The following is a 14,749-nucleotide window of genomic DNA, read 5'->3' as shown; positions in this document are numbered from 1 at the left end:
GTGGCCGTCGAGCCACCGTAGGGGCATCGCGTTGTCACCGGCCGGCTGACACCCGCTGTCCATGGGAAGGGCCAGGGCGGTGCGAGCCGCCCCGACCTGAGGAACCACAAGAACGAGCAGGTCAGAGGTCATTCGAGGCAGGCTCCAGAATCGCCACGCACTCCACGTGCGAGGTCATAGGGACGATGTGCACCCGCAGCTGTTCGGTCCTCCTGTCACCCGGCGGGCTCGCCCGTCCCTGACAGAACATCAGGTGGAGTGTCACGCGAGCATCAAGACAAAGCGAGGCGACCTTCTCCACGGATCCTCCACCCGGCCTGAACCGGCCGCCCGAGACGAGGAAAGACAGGTCGCCGACGACTGCGAGCCTAGGCCGTTTCTGATGGCTCTTGGTTGGGTGGGTGGATCTCGTGCTTGGCCGGGCAGGACGCCCGTATGGTGCGGCGACACGAGCTCACGGACTCGCAGTGGCGGAAGATCGAACCCCTCATGCCGGCAACGGCAAGCCGGGCGGGCAGTGGGCGGATCACCGCAGGGTGATCAACGGGGTGCTGTTCCGGGCCCGGACCGGGGTGCCCTGGCCTGACCTGCCGGAACGGTACGGTCCCTGGCAGACCGTCTACGAGCATCATCGCCGCTGGTCGGCCGACGGCACCTGGAAGGCCGTCCTTCAGGAGTTACAGATCGAGGCGGATGCCAGCGACCCGGACAGGGCGCTTGCCCGCCAGGCGGACCGGCAGGAGTGGGCCGTGAACATCGACTCCACCTCCTGCCGGGCACATCAGCACGCGGCCGGGGCGCCCCGCAAGCCTGCGGCCGACTACCCGCAAAAGGGAAGCGGGGCGCGTGAGGAGGCCGATGGACGCGAGGCGTTGGGGCGCTCACGGGGCGGCGGCCCGCGCTGCGTTCTCCTGTCCTCGCTGTCACACACTCTGCCCACACGTTGTCATGTCGGGCATGCGCACTATCCTCAGCGGACCGTCAGGCCTCCCACGGGAATCCGACTCCTACGCGGTCACCGCGGAGTTCTACGACATCTTGCAGGCCGACGCGGACGAAGCCCGGGTTCGCCGGCTCTACGCCCGCCAGATCGCCGACGCCCGCACCGGCGTCCTGGACGTCGGGGCCGGTACCGGGCGGGTGACGATGCTGGCCCTCGCCGACTCCTGGGCCGACGTGCACGCCGTCGAACCGGCCCGGGCTATGCGTACGTCGCTGCTGACCCGCCTCGCCGCCCTGCCCTCCGAGCAGCGGGACCGGGTCACCGTGCACCCGCACCCCCTGGACGAGACAGCGCTGGACGCGGTCGCGGACGTGGCCGTCTGCCACAACATGGTGGGCTGCCTCCCACCCGGCGTACGCGAGAAGTTGTGGCCCGCGCTCGGCAGGGCCCTCACCCCCGGCGGCTCGCTGTTCGTGCAGCTGCCGCCGGCCCGGCTCCCGGCCCGCACTGTCGTACGCCTGCTCGCGGACAAGCGGGTCGGCGCGCACGTCTACGGCGGGCGCATGACAATGTCGGCCGCCGGCTACCGCATCCGGACCCGCGCCGACTACTGGGTCAGGGACGCCGAGGACGTGCTGCGGGAACACACCGAGACGTTCTGGATGTGGCCCGCGACGCGCGTCCAGCTGACCCGCGAGCTGGCAGCGCACGGGTTCGCCCCGCTCCCGGGGTACGAGGAGTCGGAGCTGCTGGCCGTGACGCTGCGCGGCCGCCGGTGAGGCGCCGCACCGCAAGAGCCCCCCGGGTGCCGCACTGCCACGACCGGGCCCGCCGCCCGGAAATCCGCACGTCCCCACCGCACGGTTCGCCGTGTGTGCCACACCAACTGGGACGGGATGCAACGTGTCGCATGTGAAGGCGTTCGCGCCGGGGGCGGTCTGGTGCCGGCAAGGCCGCGGGAACTGTGCGCGCACGGTCACGACGGGCCTCTCGCGTACAGGACGTTACCCGCTCTGCCCCCACCGCTCCGGGAAATGGGAGAGACGCTGACATCTCCGCAACGAAACACACTGTTGGACCGAAAGGAATCATCATGCGTACTTCAGCACGCGCCGCGGTCGTCGGAGCCTGCCTCATAGGGCTCTCGCTCGCCTCGACGACCGCCCAGGCCACCCCCGGCGGCCCCGGCGTCAGCGGCCGGGTCCTGGCCCAGCGGACCGTCGGCGTCGCGGGCCGAGGCGGGACACGAGGATGACGCGAGACGCCGACCGCCGGACCGACCCAGCCGACGTCACCCTCTTGCTCGCCGCGGAGGCCGCCGTCCTGGAGGGACGGCTCGTGGTGCTCCGGGAGGCGATCGACGAGGTGGACGCCCGGATCCACGCGGTGTCCGACAAGATCAGACGGCTGCCCGCAGCACGCCACCACGAGGCGCCGCCGGCGGACGAAGGGAGCGCCACGGGGCTCGCTCCGTCCCCGGCCCGCCGTCTCTGACGGCCCGATCAACGGTGTGCTCTGCGGGGGACCGCCCACTCTGGTCTCGGCCGACGGGGCCGCTGCATATGATGTTCGCCAGCATCCCCCCGGTGCCGCGCCGGGGGCGGGCCGGGACATCGAGCGGTCCCGCCAGGACACAGGGTTGAGGACGAGAGGAACCCATGGGCTCCATGACCCAGACGGCTCGCGCCATCGAGAGCACCGCCGACGGTCTCCAGGAGGACCTGGCCCGGCTGGAGATCCAGAAGCAGGCGCTGGAGAGGGAACTGGCCGCGGTCACAGCCCACCTCGGTTCCGTGCAGCGGGCGCTCGACGCCCTTCAGGCCCTCATGCCCGGCACCGGCCTTGCGGCCGCCCCATCCCCGCGGGACCCCGCCCCCGTGAGCGTCCCGTCGCCGACGAAGCCGGAGGCTGCGCGCGCCGCGGCAACCGCCGAAGCCGCCGCAGAATCCCCGGCCACGGCAGGCCGGAGCGACGAGGCGGGCGACAGCAGCACGACGTACGGCAAGCTCACGGAGCAGATCCTGGCGTACTTCGCGCAGGCCGGGGACACCGAGGTCCGCGCCCGCGACGTCGCGTCGGCGCTGGGGCGCGACACCGACAGCGGCAGCATCAACGCCGTCCGCAGCACACTCGACCGTCTCGTCGGCGCCTCGCGCGTCCAGCGGGCCGGCCGCGGACTGTACCGGGCCGTCATGCCGTGAGTCGGCCTCCGGGCTGTGCGGACTCCTCTCCTCGGCGCAGTTCGCCGCGGGAGACGAACGCCTCCCTCGGGTGCTGCACCGACGCCAGTGACACGATGTCGCGGCCGTAGAGAAGGGCCGTGACCCAAACGGCGAACACACGCGTCTTGCGTTCCCAGCTCGGTATGGCCAGAACGTGGTAGCCACGGTGCATCAGCCAGGCCGGGAACCCCTTGATGACCAGACCCCGGTACTGGAAGATGCCGCGGCCGAGCCCGAGTGTGGCCACCACACCGAGACTGCGGTGCACGTAGTCCTTGGTCGGACGGCCGCGCAGCGACGCCAGGATGTTCTTCGCCAGCAGCTTGCCCTGGCGGACGGCGTGCTGGGCGTTGGGCACGGTGTGCGCGCCCGGCCTCCCGGCCGCGAGATCGGGCACCGAGGCGTCGTCCCCCGCCGCCCAGACGTCGGGCACCACCTCGGTGTCCGTGGTGACCCGCAGATCCGCCCGTACGGTGAGCAGGCCCCGCTCGTCGACGGCCAGGTCGCTGTGGTTGTGCACGATCGGGTTGGCGGCGTTGCCGGCCGTCCACACCAGCAGGCCCGAGTCGTACTCGGTGCCGTCCGACAGCCGCACCCGGCCGTCCTCGGCGGAGACCAGCTGGGTGTTCAGGTGTACCCGCGCCCCCCGTTTCTCCAGTGAACGCACCACCCAGGCGCCCGGCCGGTCCGCGACCTCGGGCAGGATGCGGTCCCGTGCCTCGACCAGGTGGAAGGCCGGTTCGTCCGCGCCGATCTCCGGGTACTGCTTGAGCAATGCGGTCGCCAGGGCCAGCAGCTCACCAAATCCCTCCACTCCGGAGAATCCGCCACCGACGACGGTGACGGTGAGCAGTTTGGTGCGTTCGGGCCCGCGCGGCAGACCGGCCGCACGGTCGAACGAGGTGAGGAGGCGGTCGCGGATCGCCACCGCCTCCTCGACGTGCTTGAGTCCGTACGCCTGATCGCTCAGCCCCGGGATCGGGAAGGTCCGGGTGACCGCCCCCGCCGTCACCACCAGCACGTCATAGTGCAGGTCGAGGGATGGCCCGGACTCCGGGCGGACCGTGACCGTGCGCGCGCTGTGGCGGATCTCCGTCACCGAGCCCGCCACCAGACGCGTGTAGTGGAGATGACGGCGGAGCGAGACCGCCGCGTGCCGGGCCTCCACCGAACCGGCCACGACCTCGGGCAGGAAGGGCTGGTACGTCATGTACGGGCGAGGGTCGACGATGGTGACGCGCGCCTCGCCCGGCCGCAGCCTCTTCTCCAGGCCCCACGCGGTGTAGAAGCCCGCGTACCCGCCGCCCACGATCAAGATCTCACGCACGGTGTCCTCTGTTCCTCTCGGTCCTAACCCTCTAGACCGGTCGTCGGCCCTCGGTGTGACACGGTGGCCGGATCATGTGCCAGGGCTACGCGCGCGCCCTCTTCACCCACGGCGCCGGCGTGCAGGTTGGAGGGGCAGCGCGTACTCCGCGTCCGGGCCGGCTGCGGCTCAGGCGGGAAAGGCGAACAGCCGGTACTCGGATGTCGTCGTGAAGCCGAAACGTCGGTACAACGGTTCGCCCGCATGGCTGGCCACCAGCGCGGCGCAGCGCATCCCGCGCTCCTTCCCCACCTGGAGCGCGGCGGCCGTCAGGGCCGCACCGACGCCCCGCCGGCGGTGCGCTTCGGTCACGTGGACGAGGAAGATCCCGGCCACCCCGTGGGCGGTGATCACCACGGTCGTCCCGACCACTCGGCCGTCGAGCACGGCGGCCAGCCGGATGATGTCGGCGTTGTCCTCGCGCCGCGACTCGATGCGCACCATCTCGGCCTCCAGCCCGGGTTCGACCCCCATCGACGCCCGATAGGTCCGGACCAATTCGGTCAGCCGTTCATCGTCCCGGACCGGCTCCACCCGCAAACCGGTGGGAGCGGTGTGCGGGACTGTGCCCGGGTCGGCCGGTTCGTCGAGCGGGAGCACCATCACGGGGAGGGCCGTGAGCTCTCGTCCACCGCGGCACCGCAGGACGTCGGCGGTGTCCTCGGGGCTGTCGGGTCCGACCCACCACCACCAGGGAACGTTCGCGAACTCCTTGCGGACGGCCGTCACGTCCGCCCCGTCCGCGGACACCGACCGTACGCGTACGACGCCGTTGAACTGCGGGGTGGCAAGCCCGCTGCGGAACTGGTCGACGGTGTTGCCTGCTCGGTTCTGTGTGCCCCATCCCATGAGGTACTGACGGAAGTTGGCGAACACCGAGGCCATGGCGCCAAGTTCCCGCGAAACCTCAGTGCTTCCTGTCCCGTTGTTCGACGTGCTGATCGGGCTTGCCGGACCCACCATCGCCGCTGTCTCCCTCATCTCGTGGTTCCCGACATCACAGGACATCACAGTGTGCGTTGTGGTTGCGGTCGGCGTTCTGCGGCCATGACTGTCCTCCGGAGCGAGGATCATCGCCGTCTTCTGAAATCCGGAGGCGGCTGGCGTTCGGGCTCCCGAAGGCACCCTCCGGCTGGTCGCCTCAGGCGAGGCCGACCTCGTTCCTCGCCTGCGCGAGGCACTGACCGCGGTTTCTGACTCACCGTGCCCGTGCGCTGTCGAGGATGTCCGGCAGGGCTCGGCGGGAGCTGATGCCGAGCTTCACGTAGACCTTCCGCAGGTGCCATTCCACGGTATGGGGGCTGATGAACAGCTCCGCGCCGATCCGCGCGTTCGTCATGCCATCGGCGGCGAGGGCTGCGACCTGCGACTCCTGCGGGGTGAGAGCGTTCGCCGGTGTGGTATCCCGCGCGGTCACCTGTTCGCCGGTGGCGATCAGCTCACGGCGGGCCCGTTCGGCGAACGCGTGAGCCGGCATCGCGTCGAACATGTCGTGGGCCGTGCGGAGGTGCTCGCGGGCCTGTGCACGGCGCTGTGCGCGCCGCAGCCACTCGCCGTACAGCAGGTGGGTACGTGCCACCTCCACGACAACCCCGCCGCGGCCGAATTCCTCGATCGCCGTGCGGTACAGGCGGTCGGCCGCCTCACCGTCGGCAAGCAGCGCCTCACTGCGTGCGCTCGCACCCCGCGCCCATCCGGAGTCGGCGGCGCGGGTGAGTTCGGTAAGGCGGGCCAACGACGCGCGGGCCTGGTCGAGTTCACCGCAACGCGTCGCGGCCTCCACATGTTCGACCAGCGACAGACCAGTGAAGTTGAACCCGTCGTGCTCGATACCGGTGCGGGCGGCCTCGATCGCCTCTTCGTAGCGGGCCAGTCCGTTGAAGAGCACGCCCTGGATGTAGCCCATGGCACCGAGCAGGGATACTTCGCCCCGCTGCACGGCGCGCTCTCTGGCTTCTTCGATGATGCCGGCGGCGACATCCGCCTCACCCCGCCACGCGGCCAGGACGAGCGTGGCGTATTTGTGCGGGGCGTGGCCGGTCGCGGTGGCGATCGCGTCGGCCTCGTCGATCATCCGGTCGGCTTCGGCGAAGTCGCCGTAGTGGATGTGCACCCCGCCCGCGTAGATCAGAGCCGGCGGCAGGCTGCCGAGTGCTCCGATGTCGCGGGCCAGACGCACTGCGCGAGTCGAGAGTGTGTCCCAGGCATGCAGGTCCCAGGCCCAGTGGATGAACGACTCCAGCGCGACCGGGGCCAGCAGCAGCCACCGTACGGTCGCCTCCCGCGTGCGGAGCTCTTCGTGCTCGAGCAGGTCGAGTGCCTCGCGCAGGGCCGGGACGGCCGTCTCCGAACCGTCCGCGAGCAGGGCCGCCACACCGTCCAGGAGAGCGTCCGCGGCCTTGGAGCCCGAGGAGGGCGCCCCGGACGCGCGGGCCGCGATCGCCGCGGCGCGGGCGCCTGTCGGACCATGGACCCGGCCGGCGAAGATGGTCGCGCTGATCGCCTCCAGGTACGTCTCCCGCGCCAGGGGAGATCCGGCCGCGGTGAACTGTGCCGCCGCGTTCAGGAGCAGTGGTGCCGCCTCGTCGCTGCGGCTGCGGGCGAACAGGATTCTGGCCCGCAGACGTGCCAGGCGGGCCCGGTCCAGGACGCTGAGCGGATACAGGTCGGCCACCGCGGCCAATTCCGTGGCCCGTTCGGGCGCGGCGGCCGAGAAGTGCGCCTCGGCCGCCGCAAGGGCCCGGCGCCCTCGCGGCCAGGGATCGGGCGTCACCTCCACCGCGCGTTCCAGCAGAACCGCCTCAGCCGCGATGCCCCCGCGCTGCCGGGCGCGGTCGGCGGCCTGCTCCAGTCCTGCGGCGACCTCCTCGTCCGGCCCGTCGGCCGCCTGCGCGGCGTGCCAGGCGCGTCGGTCAGGGTCCAGGAGGGGGTCCGTGGCCTCGGCCAGGGCCCGGTGCACCGCACGTCGATCCTCCGGCTCGGCTCCGTGGTAGACCGCCGAACGGACCAGCGGATGCCGGAACCGTACGGGCTCGCCGAACTCGATCAGGCCGGCTGCCTTGGCCGGTGCGGCGTCCGGGGTGATGCCGAGGGAAGCGGCCGCGCGGATCAACAGGCGCACGTCGCCCACCGGTTCCGCCGCAGCGATCAGCAGCAGGGTGCGGGTCGCGGCCGGCAGCGCACCGAGCCGCCCGGCGAAATCACGCTCGACGCGGCTGGCCACCGGCCCTTGGACGACCGAAGCACTCGACGCGTCCACGCCGTAGGCCAGTTCGGCGGCGCTGCGGCCGCGGGAGAATTCCAGCAGCGCCAGCGGGTTGCCGTGTGTCTCGGCCACGAACCGGTCCCGGACCCGCTCCTCCAACCGTCCCCCCACAGCTCCCTCCAGGAGTTCCCCGGCCGAAGCGGCGTCAAGTCCCCTGAGTTGCAGCGCCGGCAGGCCCGTGAGCGCGGACTGCCCCTCGGGGTCGCGGACCGCGAACACCATGGCGACCGGCTCCGCGAGCAGTCGCCGGGCCACGAACTCAAGTGTCTGCAACGACACTTGATCCAGCCACTGGGCGTCGTCCACCAGCACCAGCACCGGCCGGGTCTCCGAGGCGCGGGTGACCAGGGTCAGAACGGCGAGGCCGACCAGGAAACGGTCGGGCGGATCGCCGACCGCCGTCCCGAATGCCACGCGCAGGGCGTCACGTTGGGGTTGCGGCAGTTCTTCGACACCGTCCAGGAACGGCGCGCACACCTGGTGCAGGCTCGCGTACGGGAGCTCCATGTCGGCCTCGACACCGCGCGCCCAGGTCACCTGCACCCGGGACGCCTGCGCAGCCATGTACTCCAGCAGCACCGACTTACCGATGCCCGCCTCGCCCCGTACGACCATGACGCAGGAACCGCCGGCCCGAAGGCCGGCCAGCAGGTTGTCGAGCGCCGTGCACTCACGCTGCCGGCCGACCAGAGCGGGAAGCGGGCTGGCGATCATGCGACTCGGCTCCTCGGCGGGATCCGGGGGGAACAGTGCTCCCACAGCGGTGTTCGGAAGAATCCCTGTCACGATAACCGCGGCCCCTCCCTCGCGGTGCGGACAGACAGTGTGACTACTTCCACGCCCGGAAACACGCTGAGGTTGTCACAAATCGGGGGCCTTCCCGGTCGATCCGAACCAATGATCCTGTCCGTTCGCTGTCGCAGGAGGACCCATGTCTTCGCTCGGACAACAGCTCACCACGTCCGTCCTCGTGGTGGGAAGCGGTGCGTCAGACCTCCGAGCAGCCATCGAAGTCGCCGAGGCCGGAGTCGCGGTCGTCTTGGTCACCCAACGGGCCCGCGAAGACGCCCCGGCCGGCGCGGCGTGGGACGATCCGGAGTGGGCGCCCGCCGCTGCCCGCCTTGGCGACACCGGGAGCGGCACTCGGCTGACACGTCGCGGCAGAGCCGCTTACCGCCCCGGCGCCGCGCCCGCCCTGCCGGGCGCCACGGTGTGGTCCGCGACGACCGGCGTGCGCCGCACACCCCTGTGGCCCGACCCGACCGGAACCACCGAGCCGTGGCGCGACGCGTCCGACGATGCCGGACCCGCCGCGTGAGGGCGATCGACAGCGGCGCGAAATCTTTGTGCGCGGCCCTGTCACAGATGCCGGGGTCGCCTGGTCAGGAGAGTACGCGCCATCGCGGCCGGTGCCGTGGACGAGGTCGCCGCAGACCCACCGGGCACCGTGCGAGATCAGTGAAGGGAAAGTCCATGAAGATCGTAGTGATCGGCGGAACCGGACTCATCGGTTCCAAGGTCGTCTCCAAGCTCAACGAACACGGTCATGAGGCGGTGGCAGCCTCCCCGAACACCGGAGTCAACGCGGTCACCGGCGAAGGGCTGGCCGACGTCCTGAAGGGGGCCTCCGTCGTCGTCGATGTCTCCAACTCCCCCTCCTTCGACGACGACGCGGTGATGGAGTTCTTCCGCGCCTCCACCACCAACCTGCTCGCTGCGGAGGCTGCCGCCGGCGTCACACACCACGTGGCTCTGTCCGTCGTGGGCACCGACCGCCTCCAGCAGTCCGGCTACTTCCAGGCCAAGCAGGTCCAGGAGGACATGATCCGGGACTCCGGAGTGCCGTACTCGATCGTCCACGCCACGCAGTTCTTCGAGTTCGCCAAGACCCTCGCGGACTCGGCGACCAGTGGTGAAACGGTGTCCGTCGCCCCCATCAAGATCCAGCCCATCTTCTCGGGCGACGTGGCCGCGGCCGTCGGCCGTACGGCGGTCGGCACTCCGGTCAACGGAATCGTCGAGGTCGCCGGCCCTGACACCTTCACCCTGGAGGACTTCATCCGCAAGGGCCTCGCGGCCCACAACGACCCCCGCACGGTCGTGACGGACCCGAAGGGTCTCTACTGGGGCGCCGCCCTCAAGGAGTCCGACCTGCTGCCCGGCCCCGGCGCACAGCTCGGCGAGACGCACTTCGCCGACTGGAGCAGCAAGCAGTAACGGCGAGTCCGGAGCTCACGGCCCCGAAACCGCAGCAGTCTCACGTCAGTTCGTCCCCCATCACTCGACTCTCAGGATCCCGGCATGGACGCGCGCATCAACTACTTCGGCAACGCTCTCGCGGGCAAGGTCATGAAGCACCTCAACTCGGCCGGGGCCGCTGTGCACTCGGCGCTTCCCGTCGCCACCCAGGAACTGGTGAAGATCCGGGCCAGCCAGATCAACGGCTGCGGGTTCTGCACCGACATGCACACCAAGGACGCCGTCGCCGCGGGTGAGGACCAGCAGCGGCTGCACCTGGTCGCCGCCTGGCGCGAAGCCACCGTCTTCACCGACGCCGAGCGCGCGGCGCTGGAGGTCACCGAGCAGGGCACCCGCATCGCCGACGCGGCGGGCGGCGTGTCGGACGAGGCCTGGGCCAACGCCGCGAAGCACTACGACGAGGACCAGCTCGCCGCGCTGATCTCGCTGATCGCGATCATCAACGCCTACAACCGCATCAACGTCATCAACCAGCAGCCCGCCGGCGGCTACAAGCCGGGCATGTTCGGCTGACCCGCGCGCTCCGGCCCGCCGGACGCCCCCCACTGTCCGTCTCCCGCTCGCTCCGGCCCACCGAGCGGGAGACGGCCCCTCGGACACCCTGCGTCCATACGACGCCACGCCGCGAACCGCAGCACCCCGGGTCCCAGGCGAAGGCCCACCCGTGAACCACCGCACCCCGGGCATACGCGACGCGCGACCCACCACCGCCCACCCAGCGCACCCGTGCGTAGACGGGAAGCGGCGACGGGCGGAGTGTCACCGCCGCGCGCTGCGTCACCCGCCGCACCCGCTGCCCGGCACGAACGCACCGGCCGCCTCCTGGCCCACTGTCCCAAGGAGACGACATGCACCGCTCCCCCGCCCCGAGCGACCCGGCCTTCCTGCGCATCGCCAGCGCCCGTGGCCGATGGACCCTTCTGGCCACCGTCCTCGGCTCCAGCGTGGTGCTGCTCGGCTCGACCGTCACCAACGTCGCGCTGCCGCACATCGGCGCCGACTTCGACGCCGGACTCGCCGCACTCCAGTGGACCGTGAACGCCTACATGCTGACCCTGGCGGGACTCATCCTGCTGGGCGGATCCCTGGGCGACCGCTTCGGCCGACGCCGGATCTTCGTCCTGGGCATCATCTGGTTCGCTGCGGCGTCCCTGCTGTGCGGACTGGCTCCCGACACGACCACGCTCATCGCCGCCCGCGCGCTCCAGGGCGTCGGCGGAGCGCTGCTCACCCCCGGCTCACTGGCGATCATCGAAGCCTCCTTCCACCCGGACGACCGGCCGCGCGCCATCGGTCTGTGGTCCGGGTTCGGCGGCATCGGGGCGGCACTCGGCCCGTTTCTCGGCGGATGGCTCGTCGACGGCCCCGGGTGGCGCTGGACCTTTCTGCTGACGATCCCCCCGGCGCTGCTGTGCGTGCCCCTGGCGATGCGCCACGTCCCGGAGTCCGTCGGCAGGCCTCAGCGGCCCACCGTCCCGGCCGGTACCCACACGCCGTCGCGGCGGGGCTTCGACCTCGCCGGTGCGGCGCTGGGCGCGTTGACGCTCGCTCTGGCCACCTACGCGCTGACCGAAGCCCGTTCCGGCGGGCCCGTCGCCCTTGCAGCCGCCGCGGGCAGTATCGCGGCCGGGGCCGCGTTCCTGCTGGTGGAGCGGCGCAGCAGCGACCCGATGATGCCCCTGTCGATCTTCTCGTCACGGCCGTTCACGGCCATCAATCTGATCACCCTGTGCGTCTACGCCGGGTTGGGCGGGTTCTTCTTCCTGACCGCCCTGCAACTGCAGATCGTCGCCGGCTACTCGGCACTGGCGGCGGGCGCCGCCATGTTGCCGAGCACGGTGCTGATGCTGCTGTTCTCCGCCCGCTCCGGGACGCTCGCCCAACGCCTGGGACCGCGCATCCCGCTCACCGTCGGCCCTGTGGTGTGCGGGGCGGGCATGGTGATGACGACGCGGGTGGGCGCGCACGCCTCCTACTTCGCCGACGTTCTGCCCGCCCTGCTCGTGATGGGGACGGGCGTGGTCATCATGGTCGCTCCGCTGAGCGTGACGCTACTGGCCTCGGTCGAGGCCGCCGACGCGGGCCTGGCCAGCGGAATCAACAACGCGGCCGCACGCGCGGCCGGGCTGATCTCCGTGGCCGCACTGCCGCTGCTGGTCGGCATGAGCCCGGACGCCTACCGCTCCCCCGACTCCTTCGACACGGCGTTCAGCCGGGCCATGCCCCTGTGCGCGAGCCTGCTGGCCATCGGCGCGGTGATGGCCTTCGCCCTGCTGCGCGAAACCGCCGACACCTCTGACGCACGGCACGGCCGGGCTCACGGCTGGCTGATGGAGCCGCCGCTGGTGTCGCGTTTCGCCCATCACCGGGCTCTCGACCAGGGCGAGAGCCGAAATTCCCCCGCCGGGGCGCATGTGCCGGCCGGTTCCGGCCCCTTCCCTGGTGGGGACCCACTTCGTCCGTAGGCCGGGCCGGTCCTGCGGGTCGGCAGCACATCAGGCCCCGCCCCCTCCGTCGCAGGACAGATGAAGCACCGCCACATCGTCCCGTAGCCCACCGAACGGGGCGGCCAGCAGCGATACGCCGCCTACCAAGGCGTCGACGAACGTTTGCGCCTCCAGATGCGCGAGCCGACCGGCCAGCCTCAGCAAGCCCTCCTCCCCGAGCCGTCCGCGGGCCGTACGGCCTTCGTAGAGTCCGTCGGTGAACAGCACGATGCCGTCCCCGTCCGGCATCGCCATCTCGCTCTCGCGCCAGTCCCCTTGCCCGGGGAAGAGTCCCAGCGGGAGACCTGGCGGCGGCTCCACCCAACGGACCTCTCCCCTGTGCCGGTGCAGAAAGCCCGGATGGCCGGCGGTGACCGTCCGCAGGGTGCGGTGGTGGGGCGACAGGACGAGGGACACCACGGTCGCGTAGGTCTCCTCCTCCGCTCGTTCCTCGGTCAGGATGCGTTCGAGCAGACGGAGTTGTTCCAGCTGGCTCTGCCCGCACAGCACGGCCGTGCGCCATGCCAGGCGCAGGTGGACACCGAGGGCGGCCGCGGCGGCACCGTGCCCGGACACATCGCCCATGACCACGTGGGCGCTGCCGTCGTCGCCGCGCACCACATCGCAGAAGTCACCGCCCAGCAAAGTGTGCGCGCGACCCGGCGTGTAGTGGAAGGCGGTTGTGAAGCCGGGTGCCCGCAGCGTCAGGTCGGGCAACAGGCCCCGTTCCAGCAGGGCGTTGTCCCGCGCGATCACCTCGCCCGCCACGGTGCGCCCCGCGACGGCACGTTGCAGCGCCACCCAGATCTTCCGGCAGAACTCGTCGGGAGCGCTGCGGCGGTGATCGGCCCGGCCCTGCACCGAGCCGGCGACAGAGCGAAAGGTGTGGGACGCATACGTGCCCTCAAGAACGAGCACGGCCGCGTCGGGGGCGTGGCGGCGTACCCGGGTGACGACGTCGGCCAAGGTCCGTCCGGCCGGTGTGCTGCCCACCAGAACGCACAGCGGGCCGTCGGTGCCGGACGTGCGGCATCCTTCCTCGACGCTCGTGTGCCAGACCAGCGCGTCGGCCAGCCGGTCCGGAAGCAGCCGCCGGACGTGGACCGCGTCCTGTTCGTCCTGGGACAGCAGAAGCACTCGAAGGTCGCGGCAGAAGGAGAAGTCCCCACGGGGACGGGCCTCTCGAGCCCGATGTCCTCCACAGCGATCGACGGCCGGAACGTCCGGCCGCGGGATGGGGATGCTCATGTGTGGTCTTTCGTGCGGCGAGTGGCGATGGCGGCTCCACGCACGAGTGTCGGCGGCTCGCGGAACGCGCACCCTTTTTCTCCTGCCTGGCCCGATCTGTTCGCTCATGAGACAGGAACGCACACGCATCTGTGACACCAGGAACCCATCGCGAGCCATGACACGGCAGTTGAGGGGCGACAGCTGCAACAGGCCGATTCGCTGTCACGAACCGGGGCGCTGTCCAGGTCAAGGAAGAAAGGGCGGAACTCCTCGCGGAGCCCCACCCGCTTTGCCGCCATCGCCGCCGGCAGAGAACGGAGATGAGACCTGATGCCCAGCACACCCAGAGACTCCCGCACCTGGCTGGTCGGGCTGCCGTGCCGGTCGGACGGCTCCCGGATCGTCTGGCTGTACTACGTCGTCGGCGAGGCGCCGGACAGCGCCGAAGCCGTGCGCGCGGCGGTGCGCCGGGCCAACAGCGCCTCCGAGCGGGACGCCCGCGGCCAGGTGCCCGTGCAACCCGAACGTGCCGAGGTCCGGCGTATCCGACGGCACATCCTGGGTGACTTCGTTCTGGAAGCCTGCTGAACCCGGGACGTGTCAGCCACGGCCCCGTCCCGGGCACGGCTTGCCTCCCGCCGCACTGGGGGGACGACGCCTCCGGCTGTCACAAGCGCGCCCCCTGTCCGGTCAGTACGGGGACTGGTGTCCGACACGATCCGAGGAGGACCGGGATGATGTCCCAAGGCGTTGATCTTCAGGCGGACCCCGCCGCCGTCGCGGCCTCGCTCACGGCTGAGGCGACGGCTCTCGAGGAGCGGCTGCGCCAGCTCCGTGAGGCCGTGCACGTCGTGAACACGCGTATCGCGTCGATCGGCGAGTCCCTCCAGACCCTGCGCGGCACCGCGACGACACACGGTGGAGGTGAGCGTCGCTCCGGTTCGCCGGAGGACGCTCTCCCTCGCGGTTGAACACTGC

Annotated in this window: 14 protein-coding genes and 1 pseudogene; 11 read left to right on the top strand and 4 right to left on the bottom strand. The window is 71.1% G+C overall.

Annotation, left to right across the window (positions count from 1 at the left end; translation table 11 throughout):
* Positions 1–438: 438 nt before the first annotated feature.
* The 5 genes and pseudogenes from AB0N16_RS06110 to AB0N16_RS06090 all read left to right on the top strand — a co-directional run.
* Positions 439–800, top strand: a pseudogene (locus AB0N16_RS06110) (IS5 family transposase); the annotation flags it as partial.
* A gap of 157 nt (positions 801–957) precedes the next feature.
* Positions 958–1,722 carry a class I SAM-dependent methyltransferase gene (locus AB0N16_RS06105; protein ID WP_365793534.1) on the top strand — a complete coding sequence of 255 codons (765 nt, stop codon included), beginning with the start codon at positions 958–960 and terminating at the stop codon, positions 1,720–1,722.
* A 314-nt stretch (positions 1,723–2,036) separates the two neighbouring features.
* On the top strand, positions 2,037–2,198 hold the full coding sequence (locus AB0N16_RS06100; protein ID WP_365793532.1) for a hypothetical protein: 162 nt from the start codon (positions 2,037–2,039) through the stop codon (positions 2,196–2,198).
* Complete coding sequence (locus AB0N16_RS06095; protein WP_365793530.1) at positions 2,195–2,437, top strand: hypothetical protein; 243 nt, start codon at positions 2,195–2,197, stop codon at positions 2,435–2,437. Before AB0N16_RS06100 ends, AB0N16_RS06095 begins: the two co-directional genes overlap by 4 nt.
* Before the next feature lie 164 nt (positions 2,438–2,601).
* A complete protein-coding gene (locus AB0N16_RS06090; protein WP_365793528.1) occupies positions 2,602–3,144 on the top strand; it encodes a hypothetical protein in 543 nt (180 codons plus the stop codon).
* Here AB0N16_RS06090 and AB0N16_RS06085 read toward each other — a convergent pair.
* The 3 genes from AB0N16_RS06085 to AB0N16_RS06075 form a co-directional block, all read right to left on the bottom strand.
* On the bottom strand, positions 3,134–4,492 hold the full coding sequence (locus AB0N16_RS06085) for an NAD(P)/FAD-dependent oxidoreductase (RefSeq protein ID WP_365793526.1): 1,359 nt from the start codon (positions 4,490–4,492) through the stop codon (positions 3,134–3,136). The genes AB0N16_RS06090 and AB0N16_RS06085 overlap by 11 nt on opposite strands.
* Positions 4,493–4,660: 168 nt before the next feature.
* A complete protein-coding gene (locus tag AB0N16_RS06080; protein ID WP_365793524.1) occupies positions 4,661–5,416 on the bottom strand; it encodes a GNAT family N-acetyltransferase in 756 nt (251 codons plus the stop codon).
* A gap of 313 nt (positions 5,417–5,729) precedes the next feature.
* Entirely contained in the window at positions 5,730–8,510 is a 2,781-nt protein-coding gene (locus tag AB0N16_RS06075) for an AAA family ATPase (protein WP_365793522.1), read from the bottom strand.
* Between the two features lie 217 nt (positions 8,511–8,727).
* On the opposite strand from AB0N16_RS06075, the gene AB0N16_RS06070 reads away from it, so the two are divergent.
* The 4 genes from AB0N16_RS06070 (at position 8,728) to AB0N16_RS06055 (ending at position 12,520) form a co-directional block, all read left to right on the top strand.
* Positions 8,728–9,114: an FAD-binding protein gene (locus AB0N16_RS06070; protein WP_365793520.1), complete on the top strand. Its 387-nt coding sequence runs from the start codon at positions 8,728–8,730 to the stop codon at positions 9,112–9,114.
* Positions 9,115–9,269: 155 nt separating this feature from the next.
* Entirely contained in the window at positions 9,270–10,013 is a 744-nt protein-coding gene (locus AB0N16_RS06065; protein ID WP_365793518.1) for an SDR family oxidoreductase, read from the top strand.
* An 84-nt stretch (positions 10,014–10,097) separates the two neighbouring features.
* On the top strand, positions 10,098–10,568 hold the full coding sequence (locus AB0N16_RS06060) for a carboxymuconolactone decarboxylase family protein (protein ID WP_142146753.1): 471 nt from the start codon (positions 10,098–10,100) through the stop codon (positions 10,566–10,568).
* A 335-nt stretch (positions 10,569–10,903) separates the two neighbouring features.
* Positions 10,904–12,520 (top strand): MFS transporter, encoded by a 1,617-nt coding sequence (locus AB0N16_RS06055; protein ID WP_365793515.1) that lies wholly within the window; start codon positions 10,904–10,906, stop codon positions 12,518–12,520.
* A gap of 30 nt (positions 12,521–12,550) precedes the next feature.
* Here AB0N16_RS06055 and AB0N16_RS06050 read toward each other — a convergent pair whose 3' ends face one another.
* Complete coding sequence (locus AB0N16_RS06050; protein ID WP_365793513.1) at positions 12,551–13,678, bottom strand: PP2C family protein-serine/threonine phosphatase; 1,128 nt, start codon at positions 13,676–13,678, stop codon at positions 12,551–12,553.
* Positions 13,679–14,101: 423 nt separating this feature from the next.
* On the opposite strand from AB0N16_RS06050, the gene AB0N16_RS06045 reads away from it, so the two are divergent.
* Together AB0N16_RS06045 and AB0N16_RS06040 are read left to right on the top strand one after the other, a co-directional pair.
* Positions 14,102–14,359, top strand: a complete 258-nt coding sequence (locus tag AB0N16_RS06045) for a hypothetical protein (RefSeq protein WP_365793511.1) — start codon at positions 14,102–14,104, stop codon at positions 14,357–14,359.
* 146 nt (positions 14,360–14,505) lie between these two features.
* The gene (locus AB0N16_RS06040; RefSeq protein WP_365793509.1) at positions 14,506–14,742 is read left to right on the top strand and encodes a hypothetical protein; all 237 of its coding nucleotides are present in this window, start codon (positions 14,506–14,508) and stop codon (positions 14,740–14,742) included.
* Positions 14,743–14,749 lie beyond the last annotated feature (7 nt).

It is taken from the genome of Streptomyces sp. NPDC051105 (assembly GCF_040682795.1).
Lineage (GTDB): Bacteria > Actinomycetota > Actinomycetes > Streptomycetales > Streptomycetaceae > Streptomyces.
The sequence above is the reverse complement of the archived record's forward strand: the minus strand, read 5'-3'. Positions and strand labels throughout refer to the sequence as shown.

What these genes read in the sequence shown, in the direction of transcription:
- AB0N16_RS06045 (WP_365793511.1), top strand. Translation starts at nt 14,102, where the DNA reads ATGCCCAGCACACCCAGAGACTCCCGCACCTGGCTGGTCGGGCTGCCG.
- AB0N16_RS06090 (WP_365793528.1), top strand. Translation starts at nt 2,602, where the DNA reads ATGGGCTCCATGACCCAGACGGCTCGCGCCATCGAGAGCACCGCCGAC.
- AB0N16_RS06040 (WP_365793509.1), top strand. Translation starts at nt 14,506, where the DNA reads ATGATGTCCCAAGGCGTTGATCTTCAGGCGGACCCCGCCGCCGTCGCG.
- AB0N16_RS06100 (WP_365793532.1), top strand. Translation starts at nt 2,037, where the DNA reads ATGCGTACTTCAGCACGCGCCGCGGTCGTCGGAGCCTGCCTCATAGGG.
- AB0N16_RS06095 (WP_365793530.1), top strand. Translation starts at nt 2,195, where the DNA reads ATGACGCGAGACGCCGACCGCCGGACCGACCCAGCCGACGTCACCCTC.
- AB0N16_RS06055 (WP_365793515.1), top strand. Translation starts at nt 10,904, where the DNA reads ATGCACCGCTCCCCCGCCCCGAGCGACCCGGCCTTCCTGCGCATCGCC.
- AB0N16_RS06080 (WP_365793524.1), bottom strand. Translation starts at nt 5,416, where the DNA reads ATGGCCTCGGTGTTCGCCAACTTCCGTCAGTACCTCATGGGATGGGGC.
- AB0N16_RS06065 (WP_365793518.1), top strand. Translation starts at nt 9,270, where the DNA reads ATGAAGATCGTAGTGATCGGCGGAACCGGACTCATCGGTTCCAAGGTC.
- AB0N16_RS06070 (WP_365793520.1), top strand. Translation starts at nt 8,728, where the DNA reads ATGTCTTCGCTCGGACAACAGCTCACCACGTCCGTCCTCGTGGTGGGA.
- AB0N16_RS06060 (WP_142146753.1), top strand. Translation starts at nt 10,098, where the DNA reads ATGGACGCGCGCATCAACTACTTCGGCAACGCTCTCGCGGGCAAGGTC.
- AB0N16_RS06075 (WP_365793522.1), bottom strand. Translation starts at nt 8,510, where the DNA reads ATGATCGCCAGCCCGCTTCCCGCTCTGGTCGGCCGGCAGCGTGAGTGC.
- AB0N16_RS06105 (WP_365793534.1), top strand. Translation starts at nt 958, where the DNA reads ATGCGCACTATCCTCAGCGGACCGTCAGGCCTCCCACGGGAATCCGAC.